Origin of the sequence: Pontibacter pamirensis, from assembly GCF_010015475.1 — a bacterium.
Lineage (GTDB): Bacteria > Bacteroidota > Bacteroidia > Cytophagales > Hymenobacteraceae > Pontibacter > Pontibacter pamirensis.
This window is the reverse complement of sequence record NZ_SSNI01000001.1, coordinates 417694-438118: the sequence shown is the minus strand read 5'-3', so window position 1 is coordinate 438118 and position 20425 is coordinate 417694. Positions and strand designations below refer to the sequence as shown.

8 protein-coding genes are annotated in these 20425 nt (G+C 48.4%); 4 read left to right on the top strand and 4 right to left on the bottom strand.

Going from position 1 to position 20425, the window contains the following annotated elements:
* Window positions 1–145 precede the first annotated feature (145 nt).
* The 4 genes from E1919_RS02660 (at window position 146) to E1919_RS02645 (ending at window position 11206) form a co-directional block, all read left to right on the top strand.
* The gene (locus tag E1919_RS02660; protein ID WP_237143960.1) at window positions 146–3661 is read left to right on the top strand and encodes a VCBS repeat-containing protein; all 3516 of its coding nucleotides are present in this window, start codon (window positions 146–148) and stop codon (window positions 3659–3661) included.
* A 231-nt stretch (window positions 3662–3892) separates the two neighbouring features.
* Window positions 3893–5242 (top strand): vanadium-dependent haloperoxidase, encoded by a 1350-nt coding sequence (locus E1919_RS02655; protein ID WP_162051769.1) that lies wholly within the window; start codon window positions 3893–3895, stop codon window positions 5240–5242.
* 85 nt (window positions 5243–5327) lie between these two features.
* Window positions 5328–8885 (top strand): VCBS repeat-containing protein, encoded by a 3558-nt coding sequence (locus E1919_RS02650; RefSeq protein WP_162051768.1) that lies wholly within the window; start codon window positions 5328–5330, stop codon window positions 8883–8885.
* 38 nt (window positions 8886–8923) lie between these two features.
* The gene (locus E1919_RS02645; protein ID WP_162051767.1) at window positions 8924–11206 is read left to right on the top strand and encodes a CRTAC1 family protein; all 2283 of its coding nucleotides are present in this window, start codon (window positions 8924–8926) and stop codon (window positions 11204–11206) included.
* Between the two features lie 29 nt (window positions 11207–11235).
* Here E1919_RS02645 and E1919_RS02640 read toward each other — a convergent pair whose 3' ends face one another.
* The 4 genes from E1919_RS02640 to E1919_RS02625 form a co-directional block, all read right to left on the bottom strand.
* On the bottom strand, window positions 11236–14829 hold the full coding sequence (locus tag E1919_RS02640) for a VCBS repeat-containing protein (RefSeq protein ID WP_162051766.1): 3594 nt from the start codon (window positions 14827–14829) through the stop codon (window positions 11236–11238).
* Between the two features lie 124 nt (window positions 14830–14953).
* Window positions 14954–15517, bottom strand: coding sequence for a hypothetical protein (locus tag E1919_RS02635; RefSeq protein ID WP_162051765.1), 564 nt, complete (start codon window positions 15515–15517; stop codon window positions 14954–14956).
* A 108-nt stretch (window positions 15518–15625) separates the two neighbouring features.
* On the bottom strand, window positions 15626–17221 hold the full coding sequence (locus E1919_RS02630; RefSeq protein ID WP_162051764.1) for a RagB/SusD family nutrient uptake outer membrane protein: 1596 nt from the start codon (window positions 17219–17221) through the stop codon (window positions 15626–15628).
* Window positions 17222–17245: 24 nt separating this feature from the next.
* Window positions 17246–20410: a SusC/RagA family TonB-linked outer membrane protein gene (locus E1919_RS02625; protein ID WP_162051763.1), complete on the bottom strand. Its 3165-nt coding sequence runs from the start codon at window positions 20408–20410 to the stop codon at window positions 17246–17248.
* Between the last annotated feature and the right edge of the window lie 15 nt (window positions 20411–20425).

Below are 20425 nucleotides of genomic sequence, written 5' to 3'. Positions count from 1 at the left end.
TGGTTTTTCTTTAATCAGTTCTTAAATTAGATGTCTATTTAGGTAATTGTACCGAACTTGCAACAGGTTATATGAATCTTAAAGATTTATACCTGACCATTAACAAGCCATACTTAAGCTTACGCCTTACTTGCCCATGCATAATATGAAGCATATACTCTTCTTTTTTATAGGTGCCACCTTTCTTTTAAGCAGCTGCAATAAAAATAAAGGTGACCAGCTCTTTCATTTGCTGTCGCCGGATGAGACGGGTATTACTTTTAGCAACACCTTACCTGAGAACGACACCCTCAATGCCATTGAGTATGACTACCTCTACAATGGAGCCGGTGTGGGCATCGGAGACATTAACAACGACGGTCTGGAGGATATCTTTTTCGGTGGCAACATGGTAACCAGCAAGCTATACCTGAACAAGGGCAACATGCAGTTCGAGGATATCACCGAAAAAGCCGGTGTGGCTACTGATCGCTGGGTAACAGGCGTATCAATGGCTGACATTAACAGCGATGGTTTTATTGATATCTACTTGTGCGTGGCCGGGCCGAATAAATCAGCAGAAAAGCCGAACATGCTTTTTATCAATAACGGCGATGGCACTTTTACGGAAGCTGCGAGAGCCTATGGTCTGGCTGATATAGGGTATAGCACCCAGGCGGCTTTCTTTGACTATGACAAGGACGGCGACCTGGACATGTACCTGCTTACGAATGCGCTGGAGAGTTTTCCGCGCAACAATGCCCGGCCAAAAAAAGTGAATGGCCAGGGCCTGAGCACCGACAGGCTGTACCGCAACAACGGCGACAACACCTTTACCGATGTATCAAGGGAAGCCGGCATTCTCATTGAAGGGTATGGCCTGGGCCTGGGCATTGCCGACATCAACAACGACGGTTGGCCGGACATTTATGCGGCAAACGACTTCATCACCAACGACATCCTGTACATCAACAATGGTGACGGCACTTTCACAGATCACTCAAAACAGTACATGAAGCACCAGAGCTGGAATGCGATGGGCACTGATATTGCCGACTTCAACAACGATGGCCTGCTCGACATCATGACCGTTGACATGCTGCCTCCTGACAACCTGAGGGAAAAAACCATGATAGCGGCTCCTAACTATGACCGGTACAAGCGCAACCTCTCGCTGGGCTATCAGCCGCAGTATATCCGCAATACTTTACAACTAAACAACGGCAACGGCACTTTTAGCGAAGTTGGCCAGTTAGCAGGCATTCACCGGACAGACTGGAGTTGGGCACCTCTGTTTGCTGATTATGACAACGACGGACACCGGGACCTTCTGATCACGAACGGGTACCGCAAGGATGTTACCAACCTTGATTTCATTATCTACAAGCGCCAGGAAGGTCAGTTTGGAGACGACGCGCATCAGGCAAAAACTATGGCCAAGTTGATCAAGGAACTCCCGGGTGTAAAGGTGCATAACTACATCTACCAGAACACCGGTAACCTCTCCTTCACAGATAAGTCTGAGGACTGGGGCCTGGATGCCCCTTCCTACACCAACGGCACTGCCTTTGCTGACCTGGACAACGACGGCGATCTGGACCTTATCATGAATAACATTGATGAGGCAGCCTTTATCTACAGAAACGATGCAAACACGATGCCCGACCGCCATTACCTGCGCGTTAAAATGGAAGGCAATGCAAAGAACAAAGCAGGGCTTGGCGTGAAACTTACTTTAAAGTATGGCGGCCAGCAACTGTACCACGACCATTCTGTGTACCGCGGCTATAAGTCTACAGTAGAAAATGTGGCCCACTTTGGCCTGGGGAAAGTAAGCCAGGTAGATGCACTGGAAATAGTGTGGCCGGACGGCAGGCAGCAAACAATACAAAACATAAAAGCAGATCAGGTTTTAACCGTACGCTATGCGGATGCCACAGCAGCCCCGGAGGCTGCACCTGGCCCCAAAACCATCGCCACGCTTTTCCAGGTGCTCGACAGTACTGAAACCGGCATCCGTTATCTGCACCAGGAAAATGACTTTGTCGATTTTAAGCTACAGCCCCTTCTCATGCAGAAGTACTCGCAAGGTGGCCCGGGCATTGCCGTGGGCGATGTGAACGGAGACGGCCTGGAAGACTTTTACGTGGGAGGCTCCTCTGATGTCTCCGGTAAGCTTTACCTACAGTTGTCGGCAGACGAATTCAAAGAAGCGCCTTTTCCGGATGCAGTGAAGCACGGCGATGACATGGGCACTTTGTTTTTTGATGCAGACGATGACGGTGACCTGGACCTATACATCGTAAGCGGGGGAAGTGAGTTTAAGGAAGGTTCCACTGAGTACCAAGACCGGCTTTACAAAAACAACGGCAAAGGAGTATTCACTTTAGATGCCTCCGCGTTACCTGACCTCAGGTCCAGTGGTTCCTGCGTAATAGCGGCAGACTATGATCAGGACGGTGACCTGGACCTGTTTGTGGGCGGCAGAGTTGTGCCGCAACGCTATCCTTTACCGGCTAACAGCTATATCCTTCAGAACGATGGCGGTAAGTTTACAGATGTAACAGACAAGGTATTCCCTGAACTTAAGGAGATGGGCCTGATTACCGCTGCGCTTTGGACAGACGCCGACCAGGACGGGCAAATGGACCTGCTGCTAGCAGGGGAATGGATGCCTGTTACCCTGATCAAAAACAATAATGGCCGGTTTGTAAACGCAACAAAAGACTCCGGCTTGCAAGATGCCACCGGTTGGTGGAACAGCCTGGCAGCCGGCGATTTCGACAACGACGGGGACATCGATTACATAGGGGGCAACTTCGGCCTTAACTCAGATTATAAAGCATCCGGTGAACAACCTATCACGATTATGGCAAAAGACTTCGACAACAACGGAAGTATAGATCCTGTGTTAGGCCGTTACCTGATGGACAAAAACTACCCAGCCCACCCACGCGACGCTATGACAGACCAGATGGTTTCGCTGCGCAGGAAGTTCCAGACATTTGAATCGTATGCCAGCATCGGCTATGGCGATCTTTTCTCGGAGGAGGAGTTATCAGATGCCATCGTAGCAAAAAGCACTCATTTACAAAGCAGCTATATCGAGAACCTGGGAGATGGGAAATTCAAGATTAGTCCATTGCCGGTACAGGCGCAGGTAGCACCGGTCTTCGGTATCTTGGCAAACGATTATAACGGAGACGGTAATTTAGACCTGCTGCTGACAGGCAATAACTACGGCACAGAAATACAGGCGGGATGGTACGACGCCTCCATCGGCCTATACCTGCAGGGCAACGGGAAAGGCGGTTTTGCCCCTGTCCCTGTTGCAAGGAGTGGCTTTTTTGTGGATACCGATGCAAAAGGAATTGCCGAACTTGCGCTACCAGAAGGCAGGCGCATGGTACTCTCGGCCACTAACCAGGGTCCGGTGAAAACCTTCACTTATGTGCAGCAGAAAGAAGTGATACAGTTGAATCCTTCTGATGCCTGGGCCACAGTGACGCTTCAGGATGGCAGAAAAGTGCGGCAGGAGTTTTACTATGGCTCAGCTTACCTTTCACAGTCGTCCAGAACACTGGCTGTACCGGCAGGAGCACAAAGCATTACTATCTATGACTTTACAGGAAAGAGCAGACAGGTGGCGCCTCAGGCAGGCTCGCTCGCACAGCGCCCATAGGTATTTCCGTGCTGTTCTCATTTCCGTGCTGTTCTCTTTAAATTCGCAATTACTTTGAAGCAAAAATTTATAACCAATATTTAATTCTGAATAATTGTAGCCGATACAGGAACTTGTTTTGTCTGAAAGTAATTGGTTACTTACAAGTACTATTAGTAATTTGGGACAACAAAAGCATACTTAATGGTGGCTTTAAATTGTTTACAGTATCTCAACATCCTCTCAAAGATTATGAAAAGTATCAAACTACTATTCCTTTTACTGGCACTACCCATCCTGTTTGGCTGTGAGGAAAAACATGATCAGGCAGGTCTGGATAAGTTCTCGCAGTCGCAACTGATCGTGTGGAACAGGCATTTAAGTGAAATCATAATCAGGGATATTTTCACTCCTCCTGTTGCCAGCCGCATTTACTCTTACCCGAACATTGCGGCGTACGAGGCTCTGGCCCCAGCCTACCCTGCTTACGAATCACTCTCGAACCAGTATAACGGCTTAACAGCTATACCACAGCCTGATACAACAAAAGAGATGTACCTGCCTGTGTCGAGCATTATTGCCTTCTCCACAGTAGGTAAGAAGCTTATCCTGGACGAGTTGAAGATGGAGGAATACGAAAATGAATACCTGGCTCAGGTAAAGAACATCGGCATCCGTGAAGAGGTGCTGCAAAACTCTATTGCGTACGGCCGGCAGGTGGGGGAACATATACTGGCCTGGGCAAAGAAAGACGGCTATGTAGAAACACGGGCACTTACCCGGCATGTCATTTCTGCCAAGCCAGATTCCTGGCAACCCACCGCACCTGACTATATGCCTGCTGTAGAGCCCCATTGGAATAAAATAAGACCATTTGTCATGGATTCTGCGGCGCATTTCAAGCCTCAGCTGGCAACTGCCTTTGACTCTTCGGCTACATCTGATTTCTACAAAGAGGCAATAGAGGTTTACAACATTGTGAAGGATATTGACGAGGAGAAACTTCTCATAGCACGTTTTTGGGATGACAACCCGAATATATCTTACACCAAAGGGCATGTTACCTATTTTCAGCAGAAGTTAACTCCTCCCGGCCACTGGGTTTCTATCACCAGCTCCGCTATCCGCAAGAACAAGCTGGATATGATGGAGGCTGCCGAAACTTATGTAATGGTTACTACTGCGCTGGCTGACGGATTTATTTCCTGCTGGGATGCCAAGTACGCCTATAATTCCATTCGCCCGGACACATACATAGAGCGCTACATAGACCCGGACTGGGACCCTATCCTGCAGACGCCTCCATTCCCGGAGTTTCCGAGTGGCCATAGTGTTATATCTGCGGCGGCAGCCACCGTGCTGACGCATAAGTTTGGAGACTCCTATGCTTTTGTTGATTCTACGCAGCTTGCTATAGGCTTGCCCGTGCGTAAATTTAACTCTTTTAACGAGGCTGCTTACGAAGTAGGGGAAAGCCGGATTTACGGAGGCATCCACTTCCGCCCTGCCTGTGACCTTGGGGCTGAGCAGGGAAAGGCTGTGGGAAACCATGTATTCACTAAATTGCGAACCCGCAAAGCAGCACAAACAGCAAAACTGTAGTCTGCCTTTATCTTGAATATTTTTTTAAAAAGCAGTCTGCATAGGTTAGTAAACCGGCAAACTGCTTTTTTCGATTTTAAAATCCATGTACACATCATTTAAAGACTCTCTGCTTTACAAACTGAAATTTCTATCACTTGCTGCAATCTTTTCCCTTGCCAGCTGCGATACTGATCAGGAAAAAGAGAGCCAGAGAGAGATAAAAGAAGCACCTTCAGCGCCCAAACTTTTCGAGAGCCTCTCTGAAACAACAACAGGCATCACATTTTCGAACACGCTTACAGAAACCGAAACCCTCAATGTACTGGAGTTTGAGTACTTCTATAATGGCGGGGGCGTGGCGGTAGGAGACTTTAACAACGACGGCCTGCAAGACATCTTCTTTGCCGGCAACATGGTACCAAGCAGGCTGTACCTGAACAAAGGAAACTTCAAGTTTGAAGACATCACCGAACAATCCGGCATTAACACCTCTGGCCGCTGGGCGGGCGGTGTAGCCGTAGCAGATGTGAACAACGACGGCTATCAGGATATTTACGTTTGTGTGACAGGCAAAGCCAACCCACAGCAGCGCAAAAACCTGCTCTACATCAACAACCAGGACAATACCTTCACAGAGGCTGCCGAACAATACGGTATTGCTGACGACAGCTACTCTACCCATGCCGCTTTCTTCGACTATGACAAGGATGGCGATTTGGACCTTTACCTCCTCAACCATACGCTCGAAGAAAAGAACCCGAACCTGCTGCGCCCTCAGTTACGGAACGGCTCCGGAAAGAACACAGACAAGCTATACCGTAACAACGGGAACAACTCTTACACAGATGTCTCCAAAGAAGCAGGTATACTTGTGGAAGGCCATGGCCTGGGGGTAGCTATCAGCGACATTAACCAGGACGGCTGGCCGGATGTCTACGTATCAAACGACTACCTCTCGAACGATATCCTTTACCTGAACAATGGCAACGGCACCTTCACCGACAAGGCCGCAGCTTACTTCAATCACCAAAGCCAGTCGGCAATGGGCAACGATGTAGCTGACTTCAACAACGACGGGCTGGTAGATATCATCACCGTGGATATGCTGCCGGAAGACAATCTCCGGAGCAAACTGATGTTTGCGGGCATGAACTATGACCGGTTTATGGCCGAAATTAAAAACGGCTATACACCGCAGTACATGCGCAACACGCTGCAGCTGAACAACGGCAACGGCTCGTTCAGCGAAATCGGGCAACTGGCCGGTGTACATAGCACCGACTGGAGTTGGAGCCCCCTGCTGGCCGATTTCGACAACGATGGCTACAAAGACCTGCATATCACGAATGGCTTTCCCAAAGACATCACCAACCGTGACTTTATTATGTACCGCATGCAGGGCCTTAACAGCAATGTGCCCACGGAGGTGCTGAACAAGCAGTTTATGAAAGCAATAAACCAGCTGCCAAGCGCCAAGAAATCGAATTACATGTACCGGAACCAGGGTGACTTTACCTTCAGCAACCAGACAAAGGCCTGGGGCCTGGATGTGGCTTCTTTCTCGAACGGTGCAGCCTATGCTGACCTGGATGGCGACGGTGACCTGGACCTTGTAACAAACAATATAAACGGGAAAGCATTCGTATACCGTAATAACGCAGAAAAACACATCGGGAATAATTTCCTGCGCATAAAGCTGCAGGGAGACAAAGCAAACGCAGCTGGCTACGGTGCCAAGGTTAAACTGACTCAGGATGGTAAGGAGCAGTTCCTGGAGTATTCTCCATACCGGGGTTTTATGTCCACGGTAGAGCCCTTTCTGCACTTTGGCCTGGGCCAGGACTCCGTGATAGCTGCCGTAGAGGTGACATGGCCTGATGGCAAAATACAGCGCCTCGAAAACGTGAAAGCCAATCAAATGCTCACGCTGGCTCATAAAGACGCCGTGGCCACGAAGCAGCCTAAAAAAGATACAGCACCCCAAATTTTTCAAAGCGCCAATGCCAGATATAAAATTGACTATGTGCACAAAGAGGAGCCTTATATCGATTTCAAGGTACAGCCGCTGCTGCCGCATAAATATTCTCAAAACGGGCCAGGCATTGCCGTGGGCGATGTAAACGGCGATGGGCTGGAAGACTTTTATGTGGGAGGAGCCTTTAAGTATCCGGGCAGAATTTTCCTTCAGTCAAAGTACGGCACCTTTACAAGCGCTGCCATTACAGACCAGACAAAGTTTGAAGAAGACATGGGCAGCCTGTTCTTCGATGCAGACGGCGACGGCGACCTGGACCTGTATGTAGTAAGCGGTGGAAACGAATTTCCGGCCAACTCACCTTACTTCCAGGACAAGCTTTACAAAAACGACGGCAAGGGCAACTTTACCCTGGATGTACAGGCGCTGCCCAACACAACCTCCAGTGGGTCGTTTGTAACAGCGGCAGACATAGACGGCGACGGTGACCTGGATCTGTTTGTTGGGGGCAGAGTGTACCCGCAGCACTACCCGGCCCCGGCTATCAGTTATATCCTGCTGAATGAAGGCGGAAAATTCCGTGATGCCTCGGCAAAGGTGTGCCCTGCACTTCATAACCTTGGCATGCTGACCGCTGCCTTATGGACAGACTTCGACAATGATAAAGCTGTTGATCTGATTGTAACAGGTGAAGGTATGCCCATCACCTTCTTCCGTAATGTGAATGGCAAACTGCAGAATGTGACTGCTGCTACCGGGCTGCCTAATACCAGCGGCTGGTGGAACAGTCTGGCTGCAGGTGACTTCGACAACGACGGCGACATAGACTATATAGCAGGTAACCTGGGCCTGAACACCAAGCTTAAAGCATCCGACAATGAACCTGTAACTGTTTATGCCGCCGACTACGATAACAACGGCAGCATGGACCCAATAGTGGCACATTACGTGATGGGGAAAAACGTTCCAGCACGGCCCCGGGATGATATTTTTGACCAGATGGTATCCATGCGCAGGCGTTTTACCAGTTACGACAGCTACGCACGTGCTTCTGTCACAGAGGTATTGTCTCCGGCAGAAATACAGCGTTCTTATGTGCAGCGAAGTGTAAACATGCACTCTAGCTATATAGAGAACCTGGGCAACGGCAAGTTCAGGATAAATTCTTTGCCCATGGAAGCACAGTTTGCCCCCGTTTTTGGTATGACTGTGAACGACTATGACGGCGACGGAAACCTGGACGTGCTGCTTGCTGGCAACTCACAAGCCCCAGAAGTGCTTAGCGGAGCTTATGATGCTTTCAAAGGTTTATTCCTGAAAGGAAATGGGAAGGGCGGTTTCCAGCCGGGAACCCTGCAGCAAAGTGGCTTCTTTGTAGACGGCGATGCCAAAGGAATGGCTGAACTGACTCTTTCTAATGGAAAGCCGCTGCTGCTTACAGCAAACAACGACGGTCCGTTGCAGGCCTATACCACCACCGGCTCTGCAAAACAGGCACAGGTCATAAAGGCCAATCCATCTGATGCAAGGATAGAAATAACACTGGACACAGGTAAAAAGATAATAAAAGAGCTTTATTACGGTTCTGGTTACCTTTCGCAATCTACCAGAAGCATTGCCTTGCCTGATAATGCCGTCTCTGTTGTGGCTTATGACTACAAGGGGAAGAGCAGAAAGATTAAATAGTGAAAGCCGCTAAAGGCATAAAAAATTAACCCAGGAAGATGCTTACGCTTCAAAAAAGATATATCAGAACTGTTTTCTGCTCTCTTCTTTCCTCCACTCTCCTGTTGGCTTCCTGTGCCGGGGAAGAGCAGGAAAACGGACACACGGGTATGGTCGTGCTACTGGAGGAAGTAGCGCAGAAGTATTATGTTGCGGATAACAGGTTTGCCAACCACGCCCGGGTAGCGCACTTTGATACATTGGCAAGCGAAGCCACCGGGAGGAAGAAGTTTGACTACGAATACCAGAAAGCAGTGGAGTTGCTCCGCGCAGGAGAACCGGCAGAAGCGGCCAAACTGTTTGAGAAGCTTCACCAGCAGCTGCCTCAGATAGCCTACAGCTTTACCCCGAAAGACAAAGACCTGGCAGACAAACTGGAAGCAGATATAGCCCAGTCGTACCTGCGCCTGGGCGAACAGGAAAACTGCCTGATAAACCATACCTCTGCTTCCTGCATCTTCCCGATTGCCAGCCCCGGTTTCCACCAGCTCCCGAACGGCTCCCGGAAAGCAATAGAGCGCTATACTTCCCTTTTAACACGCAATCCTGGTGCTTTGCACTATCGCTGGTTGCTGAACATTGCCTACATGACGCTTGGGGAGTATCCTCACCAGGTGCCGGAGAAATGGCTGATACCGATTGAGAGCCAGTCAGATTATCCTGTAGCGCCTTTCGAAGAAGTAGCAGGAAATTTAGGAGTGGATGTTGACAATATTTCCGGAGGGTCCATTCTGGAAGATTTCGATAACGATGGTTACCTGGACATACTGGCTTCTTCATACGGCCTGCGGGATCAGATCCATTACTTTCACAACAATGGCGACGGCTCCTTCTCTGATCACACAGAGAGCGCCGGCCTGACAGGTATAACCAACAGCCTGAACATGATGCAGGCTGATTATAATAACGATGGCTTTATGGATGTGCTGGTGCTGCGGGGTGCATGGTTTGAGCAGCAAGGCAAACAGCCTAACTCACTGCTGCGAAACAACGGCGATGGCACCTTTACAGATGTAACAGCAGAGGTTGGCCTGCTATCTTTTTATCCTACACAAACAGCCACCTGGAGCGATTTTAACAATGATGGCTGGCTTGACTTGTTTATAGGCAATGAAACATCTGACCGCTTCAGTCCCAACCCTTGTGAATTATACATCAACCACCGGGGCAGATTCCGTAATGCCACGGAAGAGGCTGGTCTTGCGCTGAACCAGTATGTGAAAGGGGTAACCTCCGGTGACTTCGACAATGACGGCTGGCAGGATATTTATGTGTCCACGCTATACGGGCAGAACTACTTGTTCCGAAACATGGGCTTAGGGAAAAAAGATCAGCTGAAATTTGAGGATGTAACAGAAAAGGCAGGCCTGCATAAACCCATGATGTCTTTCCCGACCTGGTTTTACGATTTTAATAACGATGGCTGGCTCGACATTTTTGTTTCCGGCTTTAAGTTTAGCACAGAACCCACCGTGTCTTACAATGTAGCGGCTGAGTATCTGGGCTTACCGAATGATGCCGAAAAAGCCAGGCTCTACCGCAACAACGGAGACGGCACCTTTACGGATGTAGCAGAAGCAATGGGTATAAACAAAGCTTTATATACCATGGGCTGCAACTTCCTGGATATCGATAACGATGGCTGGCTCGACATGTACCTGGGCACAGGAGACCCGAGCTTTGAGTCTCTCATTCCGAACAAGTTGTTCCGAAACAATGCGGGTAAAAGCTTTCAGGATGTAACCACCGCTGCGGGTGTCGGGCATCTGCAGAAAGGACATGCCGTTTCTGCCGGTGATATAGACAACGATGGCGACCAGGATATCTATGCGGTGATGGGTGGTGCTTTTGAAGGCGACAACTACAGGAATGCCCTTTTTAAAAACACCTATCAGGAAAGTACTTCTTTCAGCAATAATTGGATTGCCATAAAGTTTGAAGGAGTAAAGTCAAATAAAGCCGCCATTGGTACTCGTCTGAAGATAACGCTGACAGACCAGGGGAAACAAAGAACCCTTTATAGGGATATAAATTCCGGAGGCAGTTTTGGAGCCTCTCCCCTACGGGCAGAAATAGGGCTGGGAATGGCAAGTAAAATTGACAAAATGGAGGTAACGTGGCCGGGGTCCAACCGCACGCAGGTGTTTGAAAACATCACCGCTAACCAGTTCATTCAAATTACAGAAGGAAGTTTGCAGGTCAGGAAACTGGATAGCAGGAAACTGGAATTACAAAATAAAAAAGGTGCGCATGGTTTACACCACACGCACCTTTCAGAATAAAGCTTTTTTGTTTAACGCCCCGCTTCCTGCTAATTAGCGGCCAGATTTGTTCTTCCGAGGTCTGTGATTTCAAGCCGCAGCTTCCCTGCCTTATCTATTATTCGGGCAGATTTAGTACCGGCCGGCAACCATAACGTCCTGGAAGATTGGGATAAGTACCCGGAGCCAAAGTAGAACTCCTGTTTTCTTTTTTCCCCGTTAGCTAGTGTGAGAATGGCATAGGCATCGGTTGGCAGAATAGCAACCGCATGTAAAGCCTCCTGCCGTGCCGCTGGCTTATAGGCCCTCAAGCTATCATTGTGAGAAGCAATCAGCAGCAGCGGGGTTCCTGCTGCAGTACTTATTTCTGCCATACCTTTGGCATCAGAATCTACTACAAATCCACTCCTGTTTATATCTACAGGCAAAAACTGCCCTTTGCCATTGCCTTTCAGGTAAAGGCCTGTAAAGGCATCATAGCGCCCTACCACCACCTCAGTAGCATAAGAGTTCCCGACAAGCAGCATGTCCAGGTTACCGTCGCCGTCATAGTCGTTTACAGTGATGCCGCATACCGGGGCGAATTGTGCCTGCATGGGTAAGGCTGTCATTCTGAACTTGCCGTTACCCAGGTTCTCTATATAGCTGGTCTTAAAGTTTTCGCTCTTTGCCGTGTAGACACCCTCCAGCCTTTCCGCTGTAAATATCTCCTCAAACGATTTAGTGGCATAGTCTTCATAAGTTCTGAACTCCCTGCGCATCGACACCATCTGGTCTGTCATATTGTCCCGGCCGTGCACGAGCTGCTTTTTCCCCTGGATGTAGTGTGTCATAACCGCATCTGTGGTACCGCTCTTGTCAAAGTCTTTGGCGTATACCTGAACCGGCTGTTCCTCTGATGCTTTAAATTTAGAATTAAGGCCCAGGTTGCCGGCCACAAAGTCAATATCTCCGTCATTATCAAAGTCACCGGCAGCCAGGCTGTTCCACCAGCCGTGTGTGCCGCTTAGTCCTATGCTGGAGGTTACATTTTGAAACTTGCCATTTACATTCTTCAGAAACGTTACGGGCATCCACTCTCCTACCACCACCAGGTCTACTGCGCTGTCATTGTCAAAGTCTGTCCATAAAGCGGAAGTAACCATGCCTATATCTGAAAGCATAGGACCAACCACTTCGGTGACATCTTTGAATTTGCCGCCGTTGTTCTGCAAAATATAGCTTTTGGCTGGCAACGGGAATGCCCTCGGGTGCACCCTTCCTCCAACAAACAAGTCCAAGTCGCCATCATTATCATAGTCTGCTGCTGTTACACAGGAGCCACTGGCGTCTATTAGTGGCAGTGCACTGGCATCCAATGTGAAATTCCCCTTGCCATCGTTCAGGTACAGCCGATCCTGATAAGCTTTGTCACCCGCTGTATTCTCACTTCCGCCGCTCACCACATAGAGGTCCAGGTCTCCGTCGTTGTCTGCATCAAAGAACAGGCTACCCATGTCCGCCTCGGCCTTCCCCTCCGGGGAAAAGGACTTAGAGGCAAACACTCCGGCTTCATTCTGCAGAAACAGCATTCCGGTAAAGGTGGCACCGCCGCCAACATAAAAGTCCTCCAGCCCATCACCGTTTACATCGCCTACTGATATGCCCGGTCCGTTCTGTGAATACTTGTGCGGCAGCAGCGGCTGCAGCTTAAAGTCAACATACTCCTGGTGTTTATCTTTGTAAGAAACGCCTACAGCTGCTGTTACCTCTTTAAAATAAGAAGCTTCGCTTTTTTGTAGGGCATCTTTCCTGTTTCCTTCTTTGGCATCCCTATAACTTATTGTAAGCACCTGATTCGGCTTTACGTTTCTCAGCGCCTGGTACTTTCCATCAGGCCACGTGATTTCCAGCACATCTACCTGCTCCGCCGATCCTAAGCCAAAATGCAATGTGTTTTCTACTGTTGATTGAAACCCCCTGAAAGGGTACTGCTCCCCCACCTGCATTTTATCACCATACCGCAATACCGCTTTTGCTCCTATACCTGCTTTATTTGCAGCGGCACCTTCAAACTTTATCCGGAGATAGTTCCTGCTGTCCGATTCATCATCTTTGTCATCCCTTTTAGCTCGCTCAGATAGCATGTTCTGGTATACAAACGGCTCCTCATCCACATTGCTGATGACAATATCGAGGTCTCCATCATTATCCAGGTCTGCATAGGCCGCACCGCTTGAAAAAGATTCCTGCGCGAAGCCCCAGTTCTTCGACTCATCGGTAAAGGTGAGATCACCGTTGTTCCGAAACATGAAGTTGTGCTTTTTTGCCCCCTCCATAGTCTCTGCTATCTTCAGCAAATGAGATTCTGTCCCTTTGTTGCCAAAGCTGGACCGTGCCTGTGTCATGTAGTAAGTGGCGAAATCAAGATGGGTAATATCCTTGCCTATACCGTTTGTTATAAACAAATCTTTGGTGCCGTCGTTATCAAAGTCGGCAAACAAAGGGCTCCAGCTCCAGTCGGTATAGTGTATACCGGCTAGCTGTCCGATTTCGCTGAAAGAGCCGTTGCCGTTGTTCAGTTGCAGGTTGTTCCGTACATACTGCGGCATGTAGCCTCTCTGAAGCGCCAGTTGGAATTCATCATAGTTTTTGATCCCATTCATGAGTTTCTGCCGCCTGCTATCATCCGGCATCATATCAACACTGATGATATCCAGCAATCCATCGTTATTAAAATCAGCCATGTCCGTTCCCATAGAGAAATGACTGGTATGCTTCATGTAATCCCGAATGCTTTCCGTGAAGGTTCCATCCTGGTTGTTGATGTACAGCAGGTCATCGTAGATAAAGTCATTCGTCACATAAATATCTGGCCAGCCATCCTGGTTAACATCTCCAATGCCCACGCCCAGGCCGTAGCCTTCTTTAACGATGCCCGCTTCCTCAGAAACGTTTGTGAAGGTACTGTTCCCGTTGTTCCGGTACAGCCTGTCAACACTCGTGCCTTTGCTCTGGCTGGCTTTAGAAGCGATAACATTAGGATTACTGTCAGAGCGGTTTACGGTTGCCAGGTATACATCTAAATCACCGTCCCCGTCATAGTCAAAAAAAGCAGCCTGTGTTGTATAGCCGTTATCAGCCAGTCCATACTTTTCCGCTTCTTCTTCAAAAACAGGTGTGTTGTCAGCACCAATGCCTTTGTTGATAAACAAGAGGTTTTTCCGCCTGTTTGGGTCTTTGTACCCCGACATGCAGACATATATATCAAGCAAGCCATCATTGTTTATGTCTACGACTGATGCCCCCGTCGCCCAGTTTGTTGTTTCTACACCAGCCTGCTGCGTTATATCCTCAAACTGCAGTTCGCCCTTATTTAGGTAGAGTTTTCCGGATACCATGTTGCCTGTGAAGTACACATCCTGCAGCCCGTCGTTATTTACGTCGCCAACTGCTACTCCGCCCCCGTTATAGAAATACTCAAAATTGAGAAGGTTAATGGAATCATTAGAGATGAGCTTGTTCTGAAAGGTGATTCCGGTATCTGCGAAAGACTTTAGCTCGAACATCTTTTCTTCCTGACTACAGCTGGCAATACCTATCGCTGCAATAGAAAGCATGAAAGCTCTGAGAAGAACGGGTAAACGAAGGGTATTCGGAATCATAATAGCTGAACGGCTTGTTGTATCTGGAAGACGCTAAATTTAGACGCGTTTGGCCTTTGCTTTTCCTTTCAATAAAGCAGCCGGTTGTATGAATGCATCTAAAAACAGACAACACATCTGCCACCTAAAAAGTGACATTTTCTATCTCTCCTGCAATAACGGTATAAGTAGTTTCGCCTGTAGCAGACATGCTGAACCCAAAGTTGCCAGATACGCTGTATTCGCCCAGGTCATATTCGGAAATCTGCAGCTCTCCGTTTGTGATTCCGGCACTATACCGCTCTCTGGTCTCTTCCAGATCGTTAGCAGAAATACCATCAGGAAAAAAATACGCCTTTCCGTCGCCGGCTGTTCCGGTTCTGAGCTGGTAAGAGCCTACTTTATCTGTCTTCAGCTTTACGGAGAGCATAATGGCCGTTGTGTCAGTGCCTTGTACCTGCACGCCTACAATAGTAAGGGTATCTCCGGTGCCAACAAAAGCGCTGGCGCCCTCAGGGATGGTGCGATTTCCTAATTTGTAGTTTCCCTGGGAGTTAGACCAGTTGGAACCATTTACCACGGCAGTAATACCACCCCTTGTACTCCCAACAGGATCAGGTATGTCATCATCGCTACAGCCAGATATTGCCAATACACAGAAGAGCGGCAGAAACAGGTTAAAATATTTACGAAAGATATCTTTTATCATAATTCCATATATCACATGCCTAAAAATAAGAAAAGGATCGCAAACAGCGATCCTTTTCTATTAACTGATTCAGAACGTTATGTAGTTCCTTTTATTATCCTGCAAGATTTAGAACCCTGGGTTTTGGTCTCCCTGCAGTTTAGGGTTTCTGTCGATTTCTGCCTGAGGTATAGGTAACAGTTCGTTTACCCCTGGCACAAACGGACGACCCATTGCATTCAGCACTTCCTCTGCTCTACAGGTTCTTACGAGGTCAAAGAAACGGTGTCCTTCAAAAGCAAGCTCTCTGCGTCGCTCCAGTATAATCAGATCACGGAGTTCTGCCTGGCTTATACCTGCCGGGACAGGCAGTGGGCAGGTTGCACCAGGCATGCTCTCACGAGCCCGGGCCCTTACCTTGTTCACAGATTCCACTGCCTCCGCTGTTCTACCCAGCTCGTTTAAAGCTTCTGCGTTCCATAAAAGAACATCAGCATAACGAATGAGTGGAATGTTAAGCGGAGAGTTCGCAGCACCAGTCAACTCGTCTTCCGGTATCAGGAATTTCTGAATACTGTAACCGGAGCGCGCCCAGGTAGCATCATACGTCAAGCCATTAATTACATCGCCTGGCTCCAGGATAGAGTACTCCAGACGAGGATCGCACGGTTCAAAAGCGTCGTATATGTTGTTCACCTTGATGTCGGCATTACCACCATAGTTTTCTGGTGTGTTAGGCCCGATTGGTGTACTAAATCCCCAGCCAGAGATATTTGCAGTACGAGGCGAGATCCACTGGTTAAGCGCCAGTCCGTCATTTTCGTTGTTCCAGCCACCAGTACCGCCTACACCCTGAACGGAGAAGACCATCTCCGGACTATTCTCCCCTGCCAGCAAGAAGAGACCTTCAAAATCTGGCAATAACACGTAATTTCCAGAGTTAATGATAGCGCTTGTCAGGTCTACCACCTCCTGGTACTGATCTGTTGTAGCCCAAGGCGTTTCCGAGCATCCTTCAGGTGTGGACTGCCAGAGCAAAGACTTCGCCAGAAGGGCTTGTGCAGCACCTTTTGTTGCCCGGCCTACGTCTCCACCGCCATAAACTGCCGGAAGCACTTCAATAGCGTCTCTCAGATCCTGCTCGATCTGGGCCCAGTTTTCTGCAACAGACGCCGGACGCGGCACGAATACGTCCTCCGGATCAAGCACACTCGTGATAATTGGAACACGTCCGAATGCCTTCACTAAATCAAAGTAATACTGGGCCCTCAGGAACTGGGCTTCACCCAGGATTCTAGCCTTTAGTGTTTCGTCCATGTCAATATCTGGTACACGCTCCAGCACCAGGTTTGCCCGGTATATACCATCATATGACTGGCTCCACCAGTCATTCAGTTCCGCGAAACCTGCCGTAGCTGTAAAGTACTGGAACTGCCGAATCTGGATGTAATCCTGGTCATCAGTACTTCCTTTGTCTGTGTCACCGCCTACTACGTCCCCAATAATCCAGTCCATTCGAGAGTGAACGTCCCATTGTAAAGGGTCATATGCAGCATTTAGTGCTGCCAGCGCATCCTCAGCTGAAGTGTAGAAGTTTGCAGTGGTTAAATCAGACAGCGGCTTTCTATCCAAGAATTCATCTTCACAAGCCTGTAGTGCCGCACCACCCGCGATTAATCCGCCAGCTACTAGAGACAGATAGATTGTTCTTTTTAAATTTATCATGGTTTGTTTGAGTTAATACAATAATTAAATACCGATGTTTACTCCGAACAGGAATGTTCTCGACTGCGGATAAATACCTCGGTCAACACCTATTTCCAGCACACTGTTAGACTGGCCTTCAAGGAATCTGGCAGAACCTATTTCCGGGTCAAATCCATCATGATATTTTGTCCAGGTAAACAGGTTAGCACCACTTATATATACTCTCAGGCGCTTAATTCTTGCTCTTTCAGAAATAGCTGTTGGTACATTATAACCAAGTTGAAGGTTCTTTAATCTAACATAAGTTCCATCTCTTACCCATCTGTCAGAATCTGGTCTCAGGTTATTATTCGGGTCACCGGCAATCAGTCTTGGGAATTCCGCATTCGTATTATCCGGTGCCCAGGTGTTTCCGATCAAGGCAGTGAACTTGTTGCCTGGGTCAGCAGAGTAGCCGTAAAGGCTGATAGCACTAAATATGTCGTTGCCGAAGCTGCTGTTGAACAGGAAGTTCAAGTCGAAGTTTTTGAAGGTCATCTCACCAGTAAGACCTGCTGTAAAGTCAGGAAGTGGGTTACCGATAAACGTCCTGTCATCACCATCAATAATCCCGTTTTCATTGCGATCTACGAATATAATATCTCCTAACTCTGCGTTTGGTTGAACAGGCTGTACTTCATCAAGCTGCTCCTGTGTTCTGATAATTCCGGCTGTCTGGAAGCCAAAGAACTGCGCTATTGGCATACCTTCCTGCGTACGGTTGAAAGGCTGCGTCAGCACCAATCCGTTCAGATCCAGCACCTCGTTATCCACAGTAGTTAAGTTCAAACCAAAACCATAACCGAAGGCATTGTCCATGTTGCGGTAACCCAAGGCTAACTCGAAACCTTTGTTGCGGATACTACCTGCGTTGGTAAAGGCTGCACCAGGACCAGTACTCTCAGGGATAGGAAGCTGCAGGAGTAGGTCTTTAGTAGTCTTGATGAAGTAATCTGCAGCAAAAGTCAGTCTGTTATTGAGGAAGCCTGTTTCCAGGCCAAAGTTAACCTGCTCCGTAGTTTCCCACCTGATCTCTTGGTTAACCTGTACACCCTGGAAAAAGCCAGGAACCTGAATCTGATCGGCACCCAGTGCATATCGGCCGCCGCCCTGAATCACACCATAGGTTGGGTAGTTACTGAAGATGTTTTGGTTACCCGTTTCACCCCAACTGGCGCGCAGCTTCAGGTTGCTCACAAAGCTCACGTTGTCCTTGAAGAAGCTCTCCTCTGAAACTCTCCAACCAATGGAGGCAGAAGGGAAAACACCATAACGGTTATTCGCAAACTTGGAGGAACCGTCTCTTCTGATGGAGGCAGTGAAAAGGTACCTGTCTCCATAACCATAGTTCACTCTGGCAAGCTGCGAGAAAATGGCAGACTCACTTGCTCCACCACTCACGAAGTAATCTCTTGTGGCTTGGTTCAGGAACTGGATTTCATCGTTCTTGAGGAATCCACCGCCCCTGGCAAAAGCATTCTGGTAGTAATTATCCTGTGCTTCAACACCAGCCAATACAGAAAAGTCATGCTGGCCAAATGTTTTACTATAGTTAAAGATGTTACTCCACTGCCATGCTCTGTTCGTGCTGTTATTCACACCCAAAGAGTTGGCATCATTTCGCCTGTTACCTATGGCATAGGCAGGGTCGAAGTTTTGGTTTCTGAAGTAGTTGAAGTCTAAGTTAAAGCTGGAACGGAAAGTCAGGTCTTCAATTATCTCCACTTCTCCGTAAACAGAACCCAATACACGGTAGTTTCTGTTTGTGTTGTAGGACTCTAACGCTAACCAAACCGGGTTTTCAGACTCCCCCTCAAAGTTACTGTTAGGGCCCGCAAAAGAACCATCCGGGTTGCGAACAGGCACAGTAGGCAACTGGCGGATACCGCGTGAAAGTACACCTGTGTTCAAATCCTCGTTGTTCGGGATAAGCGCTTCCTCTGTAGAGCTTAGCTGCAGGGTATTGCCGACCTTTATCCTACTCCCGATTTTGTGGTCTGTGTTTAAACGGAAGGTATAGCGTTCAAAGTCGGTACCGATTACAATACCTTCCTGCTGAAAGTAACCTGCGGATACATACATGGTAGAATTTTCGCTACCTCCGGACCAGGCCACCTGATAGTTAGAAATAGGTGCCGTTCTGAATAGCTCATCCTGGTAGTTTGTGCCTTCGCCTAATGACTCAGGATTCACCCAAGCTGGGTTTGTTGGGATACCAGCCGCCTGCCTGGCCAGGTTGTCTAACCTGGTGTATTCTGTGGCATTTGTCATATCCAGTGTTCTCCAGGCCGTCTGTACACCTGTGTATGCCGATAAGGTAACTTCAGATGCCCCTGCTTTACCTCTTTTGGTTGTAACAACTACCACACCGTTGGCTGCTCTTGAACCATAGATAGCAGTAGCAGAAGCATCTTTCAGGATTTCAATGGAGGCAATATCATTGCTGTTCAGGTAGTTAATATTACCTTCTACCTGCACACCATCTACCACATAGAGCGGGTTGTTATTACCGATTGTACCGGCTCCCCTGATACGGATACTTGATCCGGCACCTGGCGAACCAGAGTTAGCCGTTACCTGTACACCTGCAACCTGCCCCTGCAACTGCTGCGCTACCGATGGAGTAGGAATTCGCTCCATGGCTTCTCCCTGTACAGATGAAATGGCACCTGTCACGTCAGATCGTTCCTGTGTACCATATCCCACTACAACAACTTCTTCTAACGCCTTGGTATCTGTCACAAGCGAAATATTGACATTAGAACGGTTGTTTATCGGCACTTCCTGCGTAGTGTAGCCTATGAAAGACACTACAAGGGTTCCGGTTCCGTTTGGCACATTCAGCGTGAAGTTACCATTGGCATCTGTGGCAGTACCTATTGTAGTTCCTTTTACCACAACCGTAGCACCTGGTACACCCTCGCCATCAGGTCCTAAAACTTTTCCGCTTACAGGTACCGTCTGTCTTATACCATCACTTTCGAGCATTGTGCCAACGTTGGCATAAGAACTGAAGGCGCTCATACCAGTAACATGATTTTCTGCCAGCACAGGTGTTTGTGATAAGCATGCAGCCGCCAGCAGCATCGCGAGGACCTTCTTTTGACTTGAAGTTTTCTTATGACTGCTGTTAGTAAGCAGCCACGTATTAAAGTAACTCTTTTTCATACATTGGTTATTGTG